Genomic DNA, 20,243 nt, shown 5'->3' on the forward strand with positions numbered 1-20,243 from the left:
CCTAAGGGTTTAGTTTTTCATTCGGATCGAGGATCCAATTATTGTTCGTACGAAACTCGAAGGTATCTGTTAAATAATAAACTCAGAAGGAGTAATAGTAGAAAGGGAAATTGTTGGGACAACGCAGTTGCTGAGTCCTTCTTTGGTTCTCTGAAAAGAGAAATGGAATATAATTACTTTTATAAAATTCAAGAAGCCGAAGAATTACTTTTTGATCATATAGAGGTTTATTATAATAGACACAGATCTCATTCGTCATTAGACTTTGTGAGTCCTGTGCAATTTGAAGTAAATGCTGCGTAAAAATGTGTCCAATAATTCGTCACTAGGTTAACCGCAATAACGAGCCGTTTGAAATAAATCACAACTTTCACGATCTCCCCAATAATTATGGTCGTTACTTTCTTTAATAATTATTCTTAATAATGAATTTAATTCATCATCAATTCCAATATTCATTTTTTACCAACTTACAATTATGATTTGGACCGTGAAAATGATACTATAATGAGTTTGTTTTAAAAGTTAAAATGTGGAATTTTTTCGAAAATAGAGATAGGTTTTTAATTATTAGAATTATTGAAAAATAAATTCTCTGTTTGTTTCTGTTCGATTGAAGTAGTTTTGTTAATCTTCACTATTGAATTTTATTGAGATTTTGAAATAAAGTCTAAACAAAACTCTATTCTTGAATATCTAGAAGAAGCCCTCTGATATCCGTCAGGGACTTTAAAAGTTTAAATGCGGAGTTTCCTTCATTCATAATCAGTTCCGCTAAGATCTGAATTTTTTCATCAATGATTTTAACAACGTGATAGATTTTTTTAGCTTCCCCTTTCATTTTTCTAGAAAGTGTTTCTACTCTCATATTCTGATCGATAACAGCCTTTGTAATTGCTTGGATGTGTTTTTGGTAGATTTCTAAATTTTCGATCGAAGCAAAATCTAAAAATCTTTTTTCTATGTCTGGAAGTTCTCTCCAAAGAGAATTCAGATCTTTTGTGGTTTCCGATTTTGAAGGAACAATTTCTTCTAAAATATCTAAAAAAGAAGAGGAAACGTTTTCAATTGCTTCAGGTTGGCTAAGAGAATTTAAGGAAGAAGTTCCTACTTTCTTATTTTTGGAAGCGCTTTTGGTTTCTGTTTCTTTTCGAGGGGGTTGATAAGTGAGTACTTTCAATGTGCAACTGGGTTGATCTTACAATTGCCTTCGAATTGTACTCCTTCTTCCATTACGATTCTAGGAGATACAATGTCTCCTTTCATTCTGCAGGAAGCAAGTAAAGTCACTCGTTCGCTCGCGTAAATATTCCCATTGATTTCACCGCCAGCGACTACAATTCGGGCTCTGATATCTGTATCGACGATTCCAGATTTGCCGATTAGGACTTTTCCTTCTGTTTTTATAGAGCCTCGAAAAATTCCGTCGATTCTTAAAAGCCCGGTGAGTTTAAATTCTCCGCTGAATTCTGCACCCTCACCTATGATACTGTTTACGATTAGATGTTCTTCTGTGGTTGCCATTAGTCCTGAATCTGATTGAGGAAAGCAAACGGATTGATCGCTCTTGTTCCAACATGAATTTCATAATGAAGCATATAATTCGGAGACGCTTCGGTTTTACCTACAAATCCGATTACTTCAGTTTTGGAAACTTGTTGTCCTTGTTTTACTTTCAGTCGGTCCATATTCGAATAGATTGTTTTCCATCCGTATTTGTGAGAAACTTTTACGAAATAACCTGTGTTTCTTGTATAACCGATTTCATATACAGTTCCGGGAGCGGTTGCAAAAACTTCAGAACCTGCAAATGAACCAATATCAACACCGTTATTGTATTCTCTTCTACCTGAAATCGGATTTAAGTAAGCGCCATATGGATAAAGGACATAACCTTTCACAGGCCAGATGGAAGGAGTTTGTTTAAGAATATTTTTTCTTTTTTTAAGAATAGAAATAATATCTTGCGTAAGTTCATTACTGATTTTTAAATTATGAACGTCTTCTTTCAATCTAAAAACTGCAGCACCTTCCGGAAGATCGTTTGTTTGAGGAGTTATCGACTTTGGTTCTATAATAGAAGGAGGTTGTGTAGAAAGTTGTTCCGCACCTCCAATTCCTTTAGAAACTTTTGCTGGATCTCCGCCGAGTCTTATATAAAGCCGAGCTAATCTTCCATAATAGTATTCAACATATTCATGAAGAGAATTGATTTCTTCCTTCATCTTAGCAGATTGCCGAATGAAGTCTTTGTTGGAAAGATTGAGTTCTGTAAGTTGATGAACGGAACCACTATGACTTAAGACATTGATCGAACTGATAATTAGAAGAATAAAAATCGTTCCAATAAAAATTGAAATCGCTCTATAAGAAATGTGAAAGTTGATCGTTTTTTGTTCTGAATGGGGAATTACCATTACAGTAAGTCTTTCTTTTCCCTTTCTATTTAGCTCTGAAAGTTTTAGGTCTAATTTGAGCTTATATTCTTGGTACTTATAACGAAGTCTATAATAGATGAGTGCAGAAGTTGCTTTAATATCCACGGTTTATGTCCCGAAACTTGGTTTTCAGCCGAGTCGTTTTACCTATCTGAAGAGATCTTAAAAAATCTCTTTTCAGTCAATCGAATTCACAAAAAGTGACTCACTAAAACCGGATTTCTAATGGTTTCTATAGTTGATACACATTGTCACCTTGATATTATACAATCTCAGGGTTTAGAAATTGCAGATTCTCTAAAAAATGCTGCGGAATCTGGAGTAAAAAAAATTGTTCAGATTGGAATTGATCTTGAGAGTTCCATAAGAGCTCGATCCATTGCGAATGAATATTCAAATGATTCTTTAGAAATTCGGTATTCGATTGGTTGTCATCCGACGGAAACACATGAATTTCCTAATAAGGAAGAAATCTTAAAATTCGTCTACGAGAACTTAGGTGATCCTAAACTTTCTGCAATCGGAGAAATCGGTTTAGATTATTATCATACCGCGGATACTAAAAAACAACAAAAGGATATTCTCGAATCATTTTTAGAATGTTCTTCTAAAAGTGGATTGCCTGTTGTAATTCATTCGAGGGATGCAAAAGAAGATACAATTTCCATTTTGAAAAATTTTCGTGATCAAGCTTTTGGTGTGATCCATTGTTTTACTTACGACTATCTTACTGCAAAAACGTTAGTCGATATAGGTTATTATATTTCTTTTTCTGGAATTGTGGCTTTTAAAAATGCGACAGAAATTCAAGAAGCAGCTCAAAAGCTTCCTTTAGAATGTATCTTAATTGAAACGGATGCTCCTTTTTTGGCCCCACCTCCTTTTCGAGGAAAAAGAAACGAACCTTCTTATATGAAATTTATTTTGGATAAAATGTTTTCTCTTAGAAAAGAATCTAACTCAGATGTGGAAAATAAACTTTTTGAAAACAGCATTAAATTTATGAATCGTAAGGCGTACCACTACAATGCTTGATTTGCGTTATATCACTGAAAATACAGAAGATCTCAAAAAAGTTTTAGAACTCAGAGGTTTTAAAGAAATTGGAATCATTGACGAACTCAAATCGATTATTCAAAGAAAACGTGAATTTCAAAAAGAAGCAGATATTCTTAGAGAGGAACGTAACAAAGCTAGTAAAGAAGTCGGGAAAATTAAACAGTCTGGCGGAGATATTACGAAAATTTCTGCTTCTGTGAAACTCGTTGGCGAAAAAATAAAAGAAATAGAATCCAAACTTGAACAAGAAGAAAACGCTCTTTTAAATATTAATTTAGGGCTTCCTAATATTCTGGATCCAAAGGTCCCGCCGGGAAAATCAGAACATGATAATATTGTTCAGTACGAAGTAGGAAAAATTCCTACTTTTCAGTTTGTTCCAAAAACTCATTTTGAAATCGGAGAGGCATTACACTGGATCGATTTTGAAAAAGGGGTAAAACTTTCCGGAGCAAGGGCTTATACTTATTGGAAAGACGGCGCGAGACTAGAAAGAGCTTTGATGAATTTTATGTTAGACGTTCATACTAAGGAACATGATTATACGGAAGTTTGGGTGCCTTCGATGGTTAACGACGAATCTATGATGGCGACCGGACAGTATCCTAAATTTAAGGATGAATTTTATAGAATCGATAAGGATGAACTCAATTTAATTCCTACCGCAGAAGTTCCCCTTACAAATTTGTATAGAGACGAGATCATCCCGGAAGATCAACTTCCGATTTCCGTAACGGCACATACGTCTTGTTTTAGAAGAGAAGCGGGATCTTACGGTAAAGATACGCGAGGACTGGTTCGGGTTCATCAGTTTCAGAAAGTTGAACTCGTAAAGTTTTGTAAACCTGAGGATTCAGAAGAAGAACATAAAAAAATGCTTTCTCATGCGGAGAATATTCTGAAAAAATTAGAACTTCCATATCGGGTTATTATTCTTTGTTCGGGAGATATTTCCGCAAATTCTTCGATCACTTATGATATTGAAGTCTGGATGCCCGGTTTGAATCGATATATGGAAATTTCGTCTGTATCCAATTTTCGTGATTTTCAGGCGAGAAGGGGAAAAATTCGTTATAAATCCAAAGATGGTAAGAATCAACTCGTACATACGATCAATGGTTCTGGTCTTGCACTGGGAAGAACTTACGCTGCGATTTTGGAAAATTTTCAAAATGAAGATGGAACACTTCGTATTCCAGAAGTTTTAAAATCTTATTTTTAATTTGATTCGGATTTCTGAAAAAATCTGTACTTATTAAACGATTTTATACATTTGTTTTAATGAGAAAGGCGGAGAAATTAATTTTTAAACAATTTTATTTGACTCTAAGCTTTAGAAAATAATAATATTTTTATGTATTTTAAACCAGTTTGTTTTTTATATAAGTTAAATTTTTTGCAGAAAAATAAAATGTAAAAACTACCACAAATCTAAATTTTACAATTAAACTTCAAAAAATATAGGAACTCTTACTTTGAGAAAATTTTTTTGTAATGACACTTATCAAATAGAGTACCATAAATTTTTATTACATACCCTGTTTTAGTTCAAAAACATCAGGTACTTTATTTACAGTTCTGAGTAACATATTAACAAATTTAAAATAACGTGAGTTTGGTCATGAGATTATTATCTTGTGTTTCATCGAACAGCCCAAAAGGTGATCCTAGAAAGCCATTTTGTTGCGTTTAAAAACAGAATTGAGTTTTTTATTCCCAAAAATTTTCTGCATAAATTCTCATTAAAATATAAAAGTCTGTCCTAAAATCTTAGAGCGAATTCTTTTTGAATCGTCAATCCAATGTAGCAGTTTCTACAGAAGTTATTGTATAATTTTTAGAAATTTGTTTGTTATTATAATTTTTGTATGAGTTCTCACAATTTTGTGAAACTCAATCTTACTTTCTAAAGTTCGTTGATAGGTTTTGGAAGAGATCTTAAATTTTAAACCAAAATTGTTTAAAAATCTAAAAAGAAAATATTTATAATTGTTTTGTAAACCTTCGTTGTAGATTAAATTTTCGTATGAGTTCCTACATTTTAATTTTTCTTACTTTTCAGACTCAGGTTTTTTTCAAAAAAGCGGATAATGACTAAGAGAGTTTGCTCTAAGACATTTCAATTTTTTTGATACGAACTTGTGAAAGATAAAAAGTTCTTTTTAAAGTAGTAGTTTTTATGCCGATTTGTTTTAAGAAAAAATTAAAATTTTGAAACAAGTTTTAAATATATTCTTCTGATAAAAGAATAGAACGGTAAGAAATTGAAGAATATAAATAGATTATAGTCTAACTTTATAATAAAATTTTCCGAAAGTATTATTATGAGCCTAAAAAATAAAAATTATGTTTTATCAAAAAAAACCATATTGATTCTATTTTTAGTATATTTTGTTTTTATAATTTCTTTTTTTTCTATTTACCCTCAGGATTTAAGTATAAATCAAAATCCTAAACCAGAAAAGTTAAAAGGTTCTATCAATACGAGTCTCAATGAGTTTGGAATCAGTCTTACTGATGACGGAAATATTTTATATTTCTATTCTAAAAGACAAAATTCAAATTATACAGACATTTATAAGTCAACTCGAACGAAAGATGAATGGACACAAGGAGAGGAAATTGAAGTTCTAAATTCAAACTTTGACGACCAAAGTCCTTTCATTTTAAACCGAGAAGAAGGAATTCTTTTTTCATCTAATAGAGATGGTGCGACTGAATTCCAATTTGCAAATGGAAAAATCGGAGTTTCTAGAGATATTTATTTTTCTAAAAAAATAAATTCTTCTTGGACAAAACCGGTTCTTCTTCCTAGAGCCGTGAATACGGAAGAAATCGAAGAAAATCCGTTTCTATTTAATAATAGATTGTATTTTACCCGTTATCCTTTTGGGCAAGTTTCAGAAGCGGACATTTTCGTTTCTGTTTATAAAAATAACACTTGGGAAAAAGCAATGAGCCTCCCTGATCCGATTAACACCGTTTATTCGGAAATTGCGGCTACAATTAGTAAAGATGGAAAGACGATTTATTTTTCTTCTAACCGTCCGGGGGGTTTTGGCGGTTATGATTTGTATAAGTCTACTTTACTTGAAAACGGAAATTATTCCGAACCGATTAATCTTGGACCCGAAATTAACACTACCGGAGATGAGGCTTTTTTTCTGGAAACAAACGATAGAAAGACATTCTATTTTTGTAGAAGGAAAGAACGCGATTATGATATTTATTCTATCGTTTCTAATCCGTTTCAAGAACTAGAAAAAGGAAAATCTATTTCTTTGGATAGTATCCATTTTTCTTTGGGCTCTTATGAAATTCTCGAAAATTCTTTTTCAATTTTAGATAATTTGAATTCTTATCTTAAGGAAAATTTAAATATAAAAATCAAAATCACCGGCCATACCGATCTTAATGGAGATTCCCAGGACAACCTTATTCTCAGCCGTAATCGTGCAAATGCAGTAAAGGATTATTTAGTTAAAAGGGGAATCGATTCTCAAAGAATTATCACGGATGGAAAAGGTAGTTCGGAGCCAATTGTTCCTATGAAAAATCCAGAGACGGATTATAAAAATAGAAGAACCGAATTTCAGATTATCAGTCGTTAGAAATTTATGATTCTAATTTAAAATGCTCTGGAAAAAAACAAGGATCGACCTATTCTTTGTTTCATGTTCGAGAAGAATTTTTTTTATCTACTTTTGATTTTTGTTTTTTCGAGCGGTTTATTTTCTCAGTCGGAATACTCCGGCTCCAGACTGGAAAAGATTCTTTCTAAAAAAGAACTTATAGTAGGAGTTAATAAACAATACGAACCGTTTTATATCGAAAATCCAAAAGATGGTTATCCAGGTATCGATGCGGAGTTAGCAAAACTCTATGCGGATTATCTCGGTGTTTCTTTAAAGCTAATTCCGATGAAAACGTTTAGGCAATTTTCGGAAGATATTCGAGTAGGCAAGATTGATCTTGCTTTGGCCGGGATTTCCACGGATTTAAATCGAGGTAAACAAGTTACTTTTTCGGATCCTTATCTTGTTACAACTCCGGCGGGACTCGTGAGTAAAAAAATTCTTCCTCCAGAGCCAGAAGGAAATATTGTTACTTCCAGAAGATTTATTAGTTTAAATGATCTTTTTACTCTAAGTGGATTGGTGAGTTTTTCTGTAAGATCTAATACTACGAATCACATTTATCTTCAAAAGAAATTTTCTAAACTTCCAATTTACAGTTATCTTTCGGATTCGATTGCGGTTGATAATCTTATCAGTAACAATGTAACTTGTTTTGTTGCGGATAGTTTTTTTATTCTTACTTTACTTCAAAAAAATCCGTCTTTGAGAGCAAATTATCTTCCTCTTTTAGGAACTGTTCAAGAGGAAAATATCAGCGCTGCTCTTCCACAGAACGATTTGATTTTTGCGGATAATTTAAATTTCTTTATTAAAGAATTGAAACGAACCGGTGTTTTAGACGATTTAAGAAACCGATATTTTAATCAGAACAACTGGGTAAAATGATCCGTGTCTGACAACCTTTTAAAAAAGGCTTATCTATTCTATTTCCTTGTGTTGATTTTATTTCCATCTTTGCTTTTTTCTCAAGAAATTGAGGAAAAAACAAAACTCGATTTTCAAGGAAATTACAGAGTGAGAGGATTTAATCTTGGAAGAGATATTTATACATCTCGTCAAACTGCGGCGACTCCTTATGATAAAAACACTTTTAAAACCGAAGAAGAACAAAGAAACCAAGCTGCCGTCGATACTGAGATTGCGGAAAGATTAAAAGGAAATCCAAGTACTTTATCTCCTCGCAAGGAAGACATTTCATATTTCGATACAAGAATGACGGTCAACATGAACTTTAATACTTCAAAATATTTTGAAGCTCTTTGGGGTGTTCAAGTTGGTGATATTACTTTCGGAGGAAAAGGTTTTGGTCAAAACTCTACAACTGGTCCGGGACAAGGAGGTGAAGCAGGTTTCACTTCTCCTGTAAATATACAAACTACATTTTTATATTTGAATTTTAAACTTCCGGAAGACGCTTTCAGTTTGAGGGTTGGTCAGCAACTTTTTTCTTCTCCGAGAGGAAGGGTTGTTTTTACTCCTGGAACGGGTGTTACAGTCAATAAGGACTTTCGTTTATGGAATACTACAATTGAAGCGGGTTGGTTTGTAGCGAGACAGAACGCTCAACTTGATTTAGATAAGAACACATACGCAGATAAAAATTATGTCGGCACTAATATTTATTTTTACGAAATCAAAACAAGTTTTTTAAACAATATAAAACACGAACTCTATTCTTATTTTTTAGATGATACGATCAAATCTATAGACAAGACGACTAACGTAAGGGGGGCTGTGATTGCTTTGGATAGTGAAGTTGGTCAATTGTTTTGGCATGGACTTATGAACGAAATTAATCTTTCTAATTTTGGATTTGTAATTCACGGGATTTACAATCATGGAACCGTGCAGACTTTGGATCCGTATCGAGATGGTATCGGAAATATTTTATATAATCGATACAACAAACATACTATATCCGGTGGAATGGTCGATCTTCAGTTTTCTTATCGTTATAGTGAAAATCTTACCTTTAACTTGGTGGGTGTAGGTAGTACAGGTCGTCCCGGTTTTGATAAAGACGGAAACAGAGCGAACCTAAAAGGTGGCGGTTATAAAACTTTAATGCCCGGTTATTCTATATCAAACATAGCAAACGACTTTACAGGTGGTTACGCGCTTTTTTCTGGAAAAGATTCAAGCGGTTTATATGAGTATGGAATCAACGGTGATTTTGTAGTTTATGGTCCGTTACTTTTGACTTTGGGTTATTATCGGTTGTATGGAACTAAGTCCCCTTTTATTGAAAACAATCGTTACTTCAATTATGAGAATGGATATAAAACGAGCGCTTTTTTCGGGCACGAAGTCAATGTAAACTTAAGATGGAATGCATTTCGAGATATGCAAATTTTAATGAGGTCCGGTTACTTTGTTGCCGGAGACGGTTTAAAGGCTTATTTAGATACAACTCAGGGAAAAATTCTCAGAGAATTTTTTGTAACCGCCGAACACAGATTTTAAATTTAATTGTTTGTTTTAAAGTTTTTAGTATATAATAAATTTAGAATATTTTTTATTAAATAACGTGAGTTCGGCGTAAGAAAAAATTCTAAAAATATAAGTCCCTACAATTTTATAATTTTTTCCTAAAATCGTGATTTGTGAGAATCCCACATTTAAATAATTGATCTGTAGAGTTCAGATTCTAACTTTCAAAATTGTGAATTCCTTACATCGAACTCACGTTAAATAAATGTTTCTAATTTATTTAAATTGAATCTTTATTACTCGTCCGTATAAAAATAGCATCAAAAATTAACGGCCGATTTTTACCAAAGATGTAAAAGTTTTCAAAAGTAAAAGCTCCTACATTTTTAAAATGAATGAGAAATTAAACTTTCAAATCCATTCTAAAGTTGAAGACGAGAACGAATTGCTCTTCCTAAAGTATATTGATCAGCAAGCTCGATCGAACCACCGACCGTAATCCCATAAGCGATTCTAGTTACATTAACCGAAATAGGTTTTAATTGATTTGCTAAATAATCGGCTGTTGCGTCTCCTTCTAAGGTCGGGTTAGTAGCGATCAAAACTTCTTTTACTTGTTCTGGTTCTATTCTTTCCAAAAGTTCTTTGATTCTAAGATCTCTGGGACCGATCCCTTCTAAGGGAGAAATGACTCCGTTTAACACGTGGTATTTGCCCTGAAATTCTCTTGTGTTTTCAATAAAAAAAATGTCTTCCGGTTGCTCTACTACGCAAAAAGTATGAGAATCTCTTTTTTCGGAAACACAGATCTCGCAAATTTCAGTTTCTGCATAAGAGCCGCAACGTTTGCAAAATTTGATTTTATTTTTTGTATCTGTAAGTTGATGAATGAATTGGTTAAAAAGACCTTGTTCTAATCTTAAAAGATGAAAACTAATTCTAAAAGCGCTTTTTCTTCCAATTCCTGGAAGAGAAGAAAGAGCTTCTATCATTTCATCAAGAAGATGATTAGCCAAATTTTCCGCCAAACATTTTGGAAATTTCTGAGAAATCCAAACCACCAGATGCTGATTGAAATTCGTATGCGGTAGCTTCTTTTGCTTTTTTGAGAGCGTCGTTTGTTGCAGCCATGACTAAATCTTCCAACATTTTATTATCATCAGCGTCAAAGAGCTGTTTGTTGATAAATACATTTGTGATTTGGCCTTCTCCGCTTGCCGTAACCGTTACCATTCCAGCGCCTGCGTCTCCAACAACTCGAATCGAAGCGATTCGTTTTTTTACTTCTTCCATTTTTTCACGGAAAGAGCCCATGTTGGATAGAATTTCTGAAAAATTTTTTATCTTATCAAACATAACATTAAGAATCCAATTTAGGAGTTTGGTTTGGGTCTACTTCTGTACCTAAAAACTTTTTTTTAATCTCAGTGCTTGTGTCAAACTTCCGAGAACTTAGTTCGGCAGGTTTTGTGTTTTCTAAATTAGAATCCTGTTGATTAGACTCAAACTGAGATTCTAAAATAACGTCTGAAGAAAGTTTATCTTTTTTTTTAGAAGTTTCCGGTTGCAACGTATCTTTAAGTGCAAAAGCGGTATTTTGATTCACATCTGATAAAACATTTTTAGAACCTTGAACCATAAGAATCAGGTGGTTGATTTTATCGATTAAACCCGCCAAACTTGGATAAGTAAGTTCTTCTACGAGTTTTTTGATTTGAATTTCAGTAAAAACTTTAATTTCAAAAGAGTTTCTCAAACGAATCGTTTTAATTCTTTCATAGATCTCAAAAAGTTTTCCGGAAAGAAAATTCAATTTGGAAGAATCTACATTCTCGAAATCCGATTTCATTTTTACGAGATCTTCTTTTGGAAAATTAACGGATTCGGGATCTGCAAGAGAATCTCGAATTAAATTGAGAGTGTGAGTAAATTCTATGGAATCCCATAAAAATTTATAGATGTCCTGGCCTTCTTGATAAAGAGATTCGATGATTTCCAGGGATTTAGAATGATTGTCTGGATCGACTAAACTTTTGATAAACGAAGTCAAAAATTCGATTCCATGATAACCTATCATTTTACGAATTGCAGCGCCTAACAGTTTTGAGTCGGTAAATACGATGGCCTGTTCCATAAATGAAAGCATGTCTCTTACGGAACCGTCTCCTTTTTTGGCGACCCAGAAAAGACCTTCCTGATCGTATTGAACATTTTCGATTTTACAAAGTTTTTCGGAATAATCTTGTAAAACGGACAAAGGGACTTTTTTAAAAATAAAGTCCTGACATCTAGAAAGAATTGTCTCTGGAATTTTATGAAACTCTGTAGTAGCTAAAACGAAAACAATATGAGCAGGAGGTTCTTCTAATGTTTTTAAAAGTGCGTTAAATGATTGGTCTGTAAGCATGTGGACTTCATCTATGATATAAACCTTATATTTCCCGCCCATCGGAGCGAACTTCACATTGTCTCTAAGTTCGCGGATGTTTTCAATTCCTCGGTTACTTGCTGCGTCTATTTCTAAAACGTCGCTGGAAATTCCTCGAGTAATTTCGCTGCAAGAATTGCATTCGTTACATGGCTCATTGTCGATAGGATTTTGACAGTTTAAACGTTTTGCGAGAATTCTTGCGATTGTGGTTTTACCAACTCCACGAGGGCCGAAGAATATATACGCATGACCAATCTTTCCAGATTTAAGAGCGTTTTGAAGAGCACCTATAGCAAGGTCTTGATGAATTACGTCCCGAAATTTTTGAGGACGATATTTTCGGGAAAGGACTTCGTGAGTTCCTGCCATAATATGAAATCGGAGAAGCCGGGATTCGAACCCGGGGTGCTTTTGGCACACATGCTTTCCAAGCATGCACAATAGACCACTCTGACACTTCTCCTGTAGCTTTCAGGAATTCCGTCGAAATGTTTTACGTCAATTGAATTTCTTTCTTCTGACTTTGAAAAACGATTTGAAAGCATTTTTAGAAATTTCAGTTGGAATACAAAATAGTTCCGGAAAAAAATTTCGGGAATAAATCATTTCGATACTCAGAGAAGAAATCCCTTCTCCTTGTTTTGCTGGTAAAAGATAAACCACTTTTGGAATTCTGGAAAGAAGAATAGTACCTGCACACATCAAACATGGTTCCAAAGATGTAATAAGCATACAATCTGCAAGATAACGAGTTTTTAATTTTTCTTTTGCGTTTCGAATACAAAGAATCTCGCTATGAAAAGATGAGTCTGATTTTTTTTCTACTTCGTTAAATGTCTCTGAAATTAATTTTTCTTTATGATAGATTCTAGTAAAACTTGGAATTTCTTCTCTGTATCGTGTTACTAAATTTTCCAACTTATTTAAGAAATCGGATAAAATCTTATTATCAGTTCTAATGACTGAATCTTCTTTTGTGGAAAGTTGGAAAGTTATAGAATCTGATTCTATGTTTTTACTAATCAAGAATTCAGTTTTGACTTTTTTTTGATCCGAATCTGATTTTTTTCCAGATAAATTCTGATCGCTTGGAGATTTGCTCATGTAATTCTAATTTTGTTATACGTGTAATTTATAGTAACTATTGTATTCTATTAAAAAATTTAAAATGATTTCTTTTAATATTTCGAGACAGATTTTTAAATAACGTAAGTTCAGCGTAATAAAATCTGCTGGCCTAAGCTTTCAGCTTTTATAACGAATAGAACTAAAAACAAAGTTCTTTTGATATTTTAATTTAGAACGCGATCTGTTGAGCGCCATAAACTTACCTACAAGTATTTGATCTCAATATAAATCTGTCGGAATTACACAAAAATTTAATAATATTAGAATTACTTGAAAGTTCGCAAATTACCAAATGCGACGGTTTTTGTAGGAACTATTGTGTTTTATTAAAAATTTCTAAAGAACTATCATGCAAATTCTTTAAGGTTTTGGGACAGGTTCTTAGTTTGTAGGATTTGGGTCTAAAAAGTTCCAAATCCTACTTGATTGCAACTTAATTTACTCCTTTAAAGATATAATTTTAGTATTTTATAAAATTATTAAGTATGGAGATTAGCTTTTAACTTCGTTCTCGGCTTCGATGACTGCTTCTTTAATTTCATCATAAAGTTCTGGTGGAATTGCAATTCCTTTTTGAGTAGGTTTTTTTTCTCCATCTTTATCCGTGTACCAAACTCTAAGATTAAGATATTTAGTTCCCTTATACTCAGATACTTCTACGCGAATTATTTCGCCTCGGCCTTTATCTACATCGCGAATCACACCCATTTATGTTTCTCCTATTTAGGTTTAAACCGTCTCAGAGTTTAAATTTTTCACTGAGAACAAACGGCACAATTTAAAAATTTAGACGTTAAGACAATTTTACTTAGAAATATTTAATAGGACATTTAAATTTTATATTTGAATAGTTTTACAGTAAAAATTTAAAACACTCTATTTGTAAGAATTAATAATAGGTTGTTGAAAAATGAATTCTCCATCTCTTTCTATTTTATGAAAACGGTCGATTGAAGCAGTTTTATTAATCGCCACTTTTAACAACTCTAATAACAATATAATTTTCATCTATTCGCTTTTTATGATGTTCTTTTGAAACTTTATTTTTGACCTCTAGAAAATTACATATCGTTAATTTTAATATAAATCTCTGGTTTTAAGTTCAGCGTTTTAAGCTATTCTTATAGTTTCAAGTAAACAATTTATAATAGAACTTCTGAACTTCTATATATAAATTTAGATTTTATTTCAAAGCTCATGTTGCTTTAGAATAAGTTTGTAGAGGAATCAATTTTTCCGTATTCACGTTAAAATAAAAAACCGAAGGTTATAAGTCTCCTTCGGTTTTTGGTGTATAAGGAAATTAATAAATTTCAATATGTTTCCACAAATAATTGATGGGCTCCTTCTAAATGATGTTTGAATTCTTCATAAGTTCCCGTGTTTCCTGAAATTTTTTGAATTTCTTCAATTACACCTTTCTCCATTCCCTTAGGTCCACCACAGATATAAAACCGTCCGCCTCCATTTAAAATCTTTTTTACTGCTTCGGCTTGTTCACGGACTCTGTGAGAAATGTACATTCTTCCGCCATCGAAAGAATTTTTTTCTTCTCTCGAGATTGCGGTTACTAATTTGAAATTTTTATGTTTAGATTCTAAACCTTTCAGATAGTCCATCATTACTAGTTCATCAGAATAAGGTGCTCCATAAACGAGAGTGATGTTCCCAGTAAATTTGATGAGTTTGTGTTCTAAAAGTTCTTCACTCATTCCGATAAAAGGAGCGATCCCAGTTCCAGTTGCAAGAAACATAATATCTCCACTGAAATCTGTATTAGGAAGAAGAAATTTTTTTCCAGAAGGCCCAGTCATGGTTACTTCATCACCTGGTTTCAGGTCGCACATATAATTGGAACAAACACCTTTGAATTGAATGTTTCCATTTTCATCATATATGTTGTCTCTTTTAATAATGAATTCTATATTGTCCTCTTTCATTCCGAAAGAATAACTTGGAGAAGCAATGGAATAAAGTCTTACGGTATATCCAACATCTGCTAAACCTTTTGCTTTTTTTTCGGGATCTTCTCCGGGAGGTATAACTCCTCCACTTTGTCCGATTACGTATGGATAAGCAGAGTGATCAATTGCAAGTACAATTCTATGAACGAGCGCTTCTCCTTCTTTTTTGGGTCTTTTTCCGGTTCCGGTTTCCGGAGTCAATAGAACATTGCTGATTACTTTTGCTTTGTAAGGGTTGGATTTTTTGAATAAATTGATTTGAGGTTCTCTAGTCGGTTTCATGAGCGAATGCAATTCCTAAAAATGAAAAATTTTCCAAATTTCCTACATAGTTTTCGAAGAGAGCATTTCGTCAAACGGGATATTTAGAGTGTATTTACGGTAAAGTTGTAGTTCTTATAACTTGATAACTTTTCAAAGAGATCATTATCTTTTTTTGAATGACGATCCAACTTGTTTGTTTCTCCGTGTATCCACAAAAATTAAACGAGGGAAATATGCCCCAAATTAAATTATCAGAGCTAGCAAAAAAAATTAATGAATCTAAAATTGTAAATACTCAAATTCCGGACGAGGTGGTAGTAAATAAAATTGCCACTCTGTCTCCGGGAGAGAAGAATTCTCTAAGTTTTCTTTCTCATAAGAAAATGTTAAGCGAAGCCAAAAAAACTCTTTCCAGTGTGATACTAACCACCGAAGAATTTGCAAAAGAATTATCCATCCCTTGTATAGTAGTTTCCAATCCGGAGCTCAGCCTTGCAGAAGTTTTAAATCTTCTTTATCCACCCTATGTTCCTGCGGGAAAAATATCTTCCTCAGCTATCATTCATCCTACTGCAAAGTTGGGCGTCGGAGTAACCATTGGAGAATTTGTAGTAGTTGGAGAAAATTCTGTAATTGGTTCAAATACTTATTTGGAAGACGGCGTTAAAATTTCTAGAAACGTAATCATCGGAGAAGATTCTCATATTGGTCCAAACTCTTCGATTCAACACGGAGTTATCATTGGAAAAAGGTTTATCTGTTCCGGAAATTGTTCGATTGGCGGAGACGGTTTTAAATTTGTTACCGAAAAAGGTAAACATCATAAGATTCCTCAAGTAGGTGGAGTAAGAATTGGAGACGATGTGGAAATCGGCTCCTTATGTACAATTGATCGTGGTGGTTTGGAAGATACGATCATTGGAGACGGTTGCAAATTTGATAATATGGTTCACGTTGCACACAACTGCATACTCGGAAAAAATATAATTATTGCAGGTCAAAGTGGTGTTGCAGGTAGTACTACCGTAGAAGACGATGTGATCATAGGCGGTGCATGTGCGGTTTCGGACCATCTTCATGTTCCTGCGGGAACAATTCTTGCCGGAGGAAGTTCCTTAAGAAATTCTCCTAAGAAAAAAGAAATTTTTGTAGGTTGGGATTACGGTTTAACATTTGCTGAATTTCAAAAGGTTCGTGTCAATATTCATAATTTAGTGAACTTTCAAAAGTGGGCCAAAAGAATCAAAGAATTGGAAAAACATGCTGGAATTAAAATTGAAGAAAAGGATTGAGCTTGACATTGCTTTAATTCGATAGACATTCTTTTCTTCACACACTTTTGGAGGATTCCCTTGTATTCCCGAGCAAACGAAGATAACCCGGAAAATAAACCGGATAAAATCTCCCGTAAGCCGGACTCTTCCCGAGATAAGAAAATAGGAAGGTTGTTGGAAACTCTCGCCGATAGCATTTTAGAAAACGAGTCTACCAATATTGTTTTCTTAAATGAGATTCAAAATAATCGATCGGAAAGTTCGATTCAAAAATAAAGTCCGATTCAAATCCATCTAAAATCGGTTCTGTTTTAAAGAACCGATTTTTTCTATCTCTTAAAGTTTGATGAATTGGAACTTATTGTTCAACGCATAGAATTCCAAAGTTTATTGTTACAGTAGTAGAAGTAAATGTATGGACATTATGCCAACAGGCATCAGTTGTATGGGAAATAGAGCGGCTTGTAATACTCTTTGCATTTCCAAGTCTTCCAGAATTACCATTACCTTCCCAACCGGATGTATCCGTTGTTAAGCCAAATCTGGGAACATCATGACACATTTCACCATAAGTAGCTACAGTTCTCCAATCACTATATAACCCTGTCCAAATGTATGCGTCGAATGATCCTTCAAATGAATTGGTTAGATTTCCTTTTGAAAAATCGAATAAACCTTTGGAATTGGTAGTCATTACTTTTGTAATCCCATCGGCTCTTCTATATTCCGTGTTTGGTTTAAAGACCCAATCGATTTGACCATCTCCTACATTCGGATTAGTTGTAGCTTGTCTTCTAGTAGGAGCTACTAACATCGCTTTGTAAGGTCCAGTTCCTGCAATGGATCTTGGAATATTTGCCTGACAATATGCGTCTGCGCCGCTAACTCCACCCCAGTCTCCGTTATGCGCCGTTGGAGTAACGAATAGGAATTTATAGTTTCTTTGCACTTTTTGACCTACGCATAGGATGCTTAAAGGAGCTGCAGGTCCTTGACTAGTAACTCCTGCGGTACTATCACAGGTGGCAAAATTGTCGAAGATCGCATGTGAGTTTATCATATTCGCAACTCCGAATGTACCTCCATAAACAATATTAGCGTCCTCACCAACACCCACATACCATCCGATACAATTTCCCTGGTCAGTTCTAACGTTAGCACCACGAGTAGTCCAGTCCGGATTGAGTCCTGTCCAAATATTAACAAAGGTGGAAGTAAATGAGTTTGTTAAATTTTCATTTGTAAAATCGAATAAACCAACCGAATTGGTAGTCATTACTTTTGTGACTCCATCTATTCTTCTATACTCTGTATTTGGTTTAAAAATCCAATCAACCTGTCCATCTCCTACATTTGGAGTAACGGTAGCTATTCTTTTATATAAATTCGTTCCTAAGTTATTTGCTAACAAGGCTTTATAAGGGGCACCTGCTGCTGCAAAAGAACCTGCAGGAATGTTTGCATTACAATATTTGTCTGCCGCACTGATTCCTTCGTAGGAAAATCCACCATTATGAAAACCAGGCGCTACAAATAAGGTTCCAAATTCTTCTAAAAGCGCAGAAGAACTGTGAGTATTAGGATTTAATAAGTTCAGAATTTCGTTTTTAGTTGAATCCGTCACAAAAGGCAGATTCGAATTTTCTGAATTACATTTTAAAAATGTATAAGAAAAAATTAAAATAAGATAAAATGAAACTTTTTTTAGTAAACTAGATATAAACTCTTGTTTCAAATTCAGAATTGAATTTTTATTTAGAGCGGTTTGATTGTACATGATTCTAACTCCTGTTTAGCGAAATTTTAATATTTGTTAGGATATAAAAAAGTATTACATAACTTTTGTAAAACTTAGATCTCTGGGTTTATTTTGCTAAGTTCTATATAAATGGTACCATGAATTTTAAAACAAATCCTCATTCTGAAGATAGACTTCTGTACTCTTTATTGTATAGTTTTAAGTAATAAAAAAAACCATTGCTGAAATTGATATTTATCAGCGTAGAGATTGCACTATTAGTTATTATAAAACGAATTCTAATATAAAAATACATAGATCGTATTTAAGAATGTCTAAATATTATTATATCAAAATCATCGCATTTAACTATAAATGTTTTATTTTTTACAAAAAATGACTTTATTTTTACAACCTTGCGACGAACTTATTTTTTGTGTATAAATCAACAATCATTAAATTAAGAATGTCATATGAGTTTTTTGAATTAAATATTTTATTTAACAGTTGTTAGGTTATATATTTATTACCTTTTAATATAAAAGTGAGCGATACTTGCCATAAATTTGTGAAGTAAATTGGAGAGGATAAAATACTTAATTTAACCTTTGTATGTTTGGTTTGTTTAGAAAGAAGATGAATGATAAAGTTATTGTACTTTTCTTATAAAAATGATTCAAAAAAACTATATTTAAAATTTATCATGTAATAAAAGGAAGTTTAAATCTTCTAAAGTGAGAGCTATTATTACTCGGACGCATGAAAATAATACCAAGTTATTAACGGCCTAATTTACGAAAAAATAGTGATACTTAAAAAATACTGCAAATTCGGGATTTACGGCATTTTAGAGAAAGGCCAAAATATTCAAATTTTTGAAACAATCTAACACAAGTATTCTATTCATGCGTCCGAGTAGTAAGTTTTCATTTTGGGATGAATTTTAAAAAATCAGTTTAAGTTTAGAATTTATCTTAAAAACTTAAAAGAAATCGATTCAATCATTTTAATAACTTCATTAGAATTGTTGAAAAATTAATTCTCTATCGGTTTTCGTTGTATGGAAATGGTCGATTGAAGCGTTTTGTTAATTGTTTCTATGAAATTTTTCAACAACTCTATTATAAAATGTAAGAGTTTGTACAGATGATGTCATAATGGCGATTTATGGACTTTCAAACAGTCTTGATTGTTCTTAAACAATTCCTACAATTTTGTGAATTTAGAGTTTTGTTTCTTACTCAGGACTGCATAATAAATAAAGTACACAATAGTTTATACTTCGATAATACGAATTCTGTGTAAGAAAATCTGGGTGAATCCGGTCTTGTTGGACCACGCTTTCAATTTCAGTCGATAAATTGCATGTAAGAAACGTTATACGATATTTCGTCTTTAGTTTCAACTTAGAACACGATCCATAGAAAGCCGTTCTGCTGAGTTGAGTATACGGAAACTCAACGAACACTTCTTTAAGAATCGGCATTCAGGAAGCGAGACGCTGAGTTTGAAAGAACATTCTACTCAGTTTTCCCTACGCTTCAATTGCTTTCGCATTGAATCACATCGAATTTATGTGAGATGGTATTTTGTGATAAATATTTAGATAATTAATTTTATAGGGATGAATAAGGGGCGCCATTTTGTCTAAGTAGTTCTTTCTTATTTAAGGTGAGTTCGACGTAAGGAATTTATGGCTTATTTTTCTAAAAAAATTGTGATCTCGATTCCTTGAATGTGGAAACTCCCGCAGATCACAATCTTACGAACAATTCTAAAATTATAAGAACTCATACTTTTAGAAAATTTTTTCTCGTTTTCTTATGCCGAACTTGCGTTCGGGTGGTAAATAGTAATTTTAAGGTTTTATTATATACGG

The 20,243-nt window shown here is 33.2% G+C and carries 18 protein-coding genes and 1 tRNA gene; 8 read left to right on the plus strand and 11 right to left on the minus strand.

What is annotated here, in order from left to right:
* Nucleotides 1–303, plus strand: a 303-nt coding sequence (locus BW942_RS13750; RefSeq protein ID WP_017858673.1) for an integrase core domain-containing protein, incomplete at its 5' end; no start/stop codon positions are given.
* A 379-nt stretch (nt 304–682) separates the two neighbouring features.
* Here BW942_RS13750 and BW942_RS13755 read toward each other — a convergent pair.
* From BW942_RS13755 to BW942_RS13765, 3 genes are read right to left on the minus strand one after another with little or no spacing between them, the layout of a single operon-like run.
* Nucleotides 683–1,180, minus strand: a complete 498-nt coding sequence (locus BW942_RS13755; protein ID WP_000866695.1) for a YaaR family protein — start codon at nt 1,178–1,180, stop codon at nt 683–685.
* Nucleotides 1,177–1,524: a bactofilin family protein gene (locus tag BW942_RS13760; RefSeq protein WP_000246073.1), complete on the minus strand. Its 348-nt coding sequence runs from the start codon at nt 1,522–1,524 to the stop codon at nt 1,177–1,179. Before BW942_RS13760 ends, BW942_RS13755 begins: the two co-directional genes overlap by 4 nt.
* The gene (locus BW942_RS13765) at nt 1,524–2,543 is read right to left on the minus strand and encodes a M23 family metallopeptidase (protein WP_000351651.1); all 1,020 of its coding nucleotides are present in this window, start codon (nt 2,541–2,543) and stop codon (nt 1,524–1,526) included. Before BW942_RS13765 ends, BW942_RS13760 begins: the two co-directional genes overlap by 1 nt.
* 120 nt (nt 2,544–2,663) lie before the next feature.
* On the opposite strand from BW942_RS13765, the gene BW942_RS13770 reads away from it, so the two are divergent.
* From BW942_RS13770 to BW942_RS13790, 5 genes are all read left to right on the plus strand, one after another.
* Nucleotides 2,664–3,473, plus strand: a complete 810-nt coding sequence (locus BW942_RS13770; protein ID WP_000253693.1) for a TatD family hydrolase — start codon at nt 2,664–2,666, stop codon at nt 3,471–3,473.
* A complete protein-coding gene (serS, locus tag BW942_RS13775; protein ID WP_000886261.1) occupies nt 3,466–4,719 on the plus strand; it encodes a serine--tRNA ligase in 1,254 nt (417 codons plus the stop codon). Before BW942_RS13770 ends, serS begins: the two co-directional genes overlap by 8 nt.
* 1,102 nt (nt 4,720–5,821) lie before the next feature.
* Complete coding sequence (locus tag BW942_RS13780) at nt 5,822–7,108, plus strand: OmpA family protein (protein WP_000053885.1); 1,287 nt, start codon at nt 5,822–5,824, stop codon at nt 7,106–7,108.
* Between the two features lie 63 nt (nt 7,109–7,171).
* Entirely contained in the window at nt 7,172–8,020 is an 849-nt protein-coding gene (locus BW942_RS13785; RefSeq protein ID WP_000462055.1) for a transporter substrate-binding domain-containing protein, read from the plus strand.
* A gap of 3 nt (nt 8,021–8,023) precedes the next feature.
* The gene (locus BW942_RS13790) at nt 8,024–9,598 is read left to right on the plus strand and encodes a hypothetical protein (protein ID WP_001282643.1); all 1,575 of its coding nucleotides are present in this window, start codon (nt 8,024–8,026) and stop codon (nt 9,596–9,598) included.
* A 389-nt stretch (nt 9,599–9,987) separates the two neighbouring features.
* Here BW942_RS13790 and recR read toward each other — a convergent pair whose 3' ends face one another.
* From recR to BW942_RS13830, 7 genes are all read right to left on the minus strand, one after another.
* Nucleotides 9,988–10,593, minus strand: a complete 606-nt coding sequence (recR, locus tag BW942_RS13795; RefSeq protein WP_000829688.1) for a recombination mediator RecR — start codon at nt 10,591–10,593, stop codon at nt 9,988–9,990.
* On the minus strand, nt 10,574–10,921 hold the full coding sequence (locus tag BW942_RS13800; RefSeq protein ID WP_000459763.1) for a YbaB/EbfC family nucleoid-associated protein: 348 nt from the start codon (nt 10,919–10,921) through the stop codon (nt 10,574–10,576). The genes recR and BW942_RS13800 overlap by 20 nt, the downstream gene beginning before the upstream one ends.
* A 4-nt stretch (nt 10,922–10,925) precedes the next feature.
* On the minus strand, nt 10,926–12,365 hold the full coding sequence (gene dnaX / locus BW942_RS13805; protein ID WP_000929205.1) for a DNA polymerase III subunit gamma/tau: 1,440 nt from the start codon (nt 12,363–12,365) through the stop codon (nt 10,926–10,928).
* Nucleotides 12,366–12,375: 10 nt separating this feature from the next.
* A tRNA-Ser gene (locus BW942_RS13810) sits at nt 12,376–12,459 on the minus strand.
* Nucleotides 12,460–12,494: 35 nt separating this feature from the next.
* Nucleotides 12,495–13,100 (minus strand): nucleoside deaminase, encoded by a 606-nt coding sequence (locus BW942_RS13815; RefSeq protein WP_000047041.1) that lies wholly within the window; start codon nt 13,098–13,100, stop codon nt 12,495–12,497.
* Between the two features lie 516 nt (nt 13,101–13,616).
* On the minus strand, nt 13,617–13,832 hold the full coding sequence (locus BW942_RS13825) for a transcriptional coactivator p15/PC4 family protein (RefSeq protein ID WP_000538229.1): 216 nt from the start codon (nt 13,830–13,832) through the stop codon (nt 13,617–13,619).
* Nucleotides 13,833–14,437: 605 nt separating this feature from the next.
* Complete coding sequence (locus tag BW942_RS13830) at nt 14,438–15,370, minus strand: ferredoxin reductase domain-containing protein (protein ID WP_000805391.1); 933 nt, start codon at nt 15,368–15,370, stop codon at nt 14,438–14,440.
* A 158-nt stretch (nt 15,371–15,528) separates the two neighbouring features.
* Here BW942_RS13830 and lpxD point away from each other — a divergent pair, with 158 nt between their 5' ends.
* Both lpxD and BW942_RS13840 read left to right on the plus strand, forming a co-directional pair.
* A complete protein-coding gene (gene lpxD / locus BW942_RS13835) occupies nt 15,529–16,644 on the plus strand; it encodes a UDP-3-O-(3-hydroxymyristoyl)glucosamine N-acyltransferase (RefSeq protein ID WP_000155196.1) in 1,116 nt (371 codons plus the stop codon).
* Between the two features lie 60 nt (nt 16,645–16,704).
* The gene (locus tag BW942_RS13840) at nt 16,705–16,902 is read left to right on the plus strand and encodes a hypothetical protein (RefSeq protein ID WP_000287294.1); all 198 of its coding nucleotides are present in this window, start codon (nt 16,705–16,707) and stop codon (nt 16,900–16,902) included.
* An 82-nt stretch (nt 16,903–16,984) separates the two neighbouring features.
* On the opposite strand, the gene lenE is transcribed toward BW942_RS13840, so the two are convergent.
* Nucleotides 16,985–18,403 carry an endostatin-like outer membrane protein LenE gene (lenE, locus tag BW942_RS13845; protein ID WP_000282726.1) on the minus strand — a complete coding sequence of 473 codons (1,419 nt, stop codon included), beginning with the start codon at nt 18,401–18,403 and terminating at the stop codon, nt 16,985–16,987.
* Nucleotides 18,404–20,243 lie beyond the last annotated feature (1,840 nt).

This window comes from Leptospira interrogans (assembly GCF_900156205.1).
Lineage (GTDB): Bacteria > Spirochaetota > Leptospiria > Leptospirales > Leptospiraceae > Leptospira > Leptospira interrogans.

What these genes read in the sequence shown, in the direction of transcription:
- BW942_RS13760 (WP_000246073.1), bottom strand. Translation starts at nt 1,524, where the DNA reads ATGGCAACCACAGAAGAACATCTAATCGTAAACAGTATCATAGGTGAG.
- BW942_RS13770 (WP_000253693.1), top strand. Translation starts at nt 2,664, where the DNA reads ATGGTTTCTATAGTTGATACACATTGTCACCTTGATATTATACAATCT.
- serS (WP_000886261.1), top strand. Translation starts at nt 3,466, where the DNA reads ATGCTTGATTTGCGTTATATCACTGAAAATACAGAAGATCTCAAAAAA.
- BW942_RS13780 (WP_000053885.1), top strand. Translation starts at nt 5,822, where the DNA reads ATGAGCCTAAAAAATAAAAATTATGTTTTATCAAAAAAAACCATATTG.
- BW942_RS13785 (WP_000462055.1), top strand. Translation starts at nt 7,172, where the DNA reads ATGTTCGAGAAGAATTTTTTTTATCTACTTTTGATTTTTGTTTTTTCG.
- BW942_RS13800 (WP_000459763.1), bottom strand. Translation starts at nt 10,921, where the DNA reads ATGTTTGATAAGATAAAAAATTTTTCAGAAATTCTATCCAACATGGGC.
- dnaX (WP_000929205.1), bottom strand. Translation starts at nt 12,365, where the DNA reads ATGGCAGGAACTCACGAAGTCCTTTCCCGAAAATATCGTCCTCAAAAA.
- BW942_RS13815 (WP_000047041.1), bottom strand. Translation starts at nt 13,100, where the DNA reads ATGAGCAAATCTCCAAGCGATCAGAATTTATCTGGAAAAAAATCAGAT.
- BW942_RS13825 (WP_000538229.1), bottom strand. Translation starts at nt 13,832, where the DNA reads ATGGGTGTGATTCGCGATGTAGATAAAGGCCGAGGCGAAATAATTCGC.
- BW942_RS13830 (WP_000805391.1), bottom strand. Translation starts at nt 15,370, where the DNA reads ATGAAACCGACTAGAGAACCTCAAATCAATTTATTCAAAAAATCCAAC.
- lpxD (WP_000155196.1), top strand. Translation starts at nt 15,529, where the DNA reads ATGACGATCCAACTTGTTTGTTTCTCCGTGTATCCACAAAAATTAAAC.
- lenE (WP_000282726.1), bottom strand. Translation starts at nt 18,403, where the DNA reads ATGTACAATCAAACCGCTCTAAATAAAAATTCAATTCTGAATTTGAAA.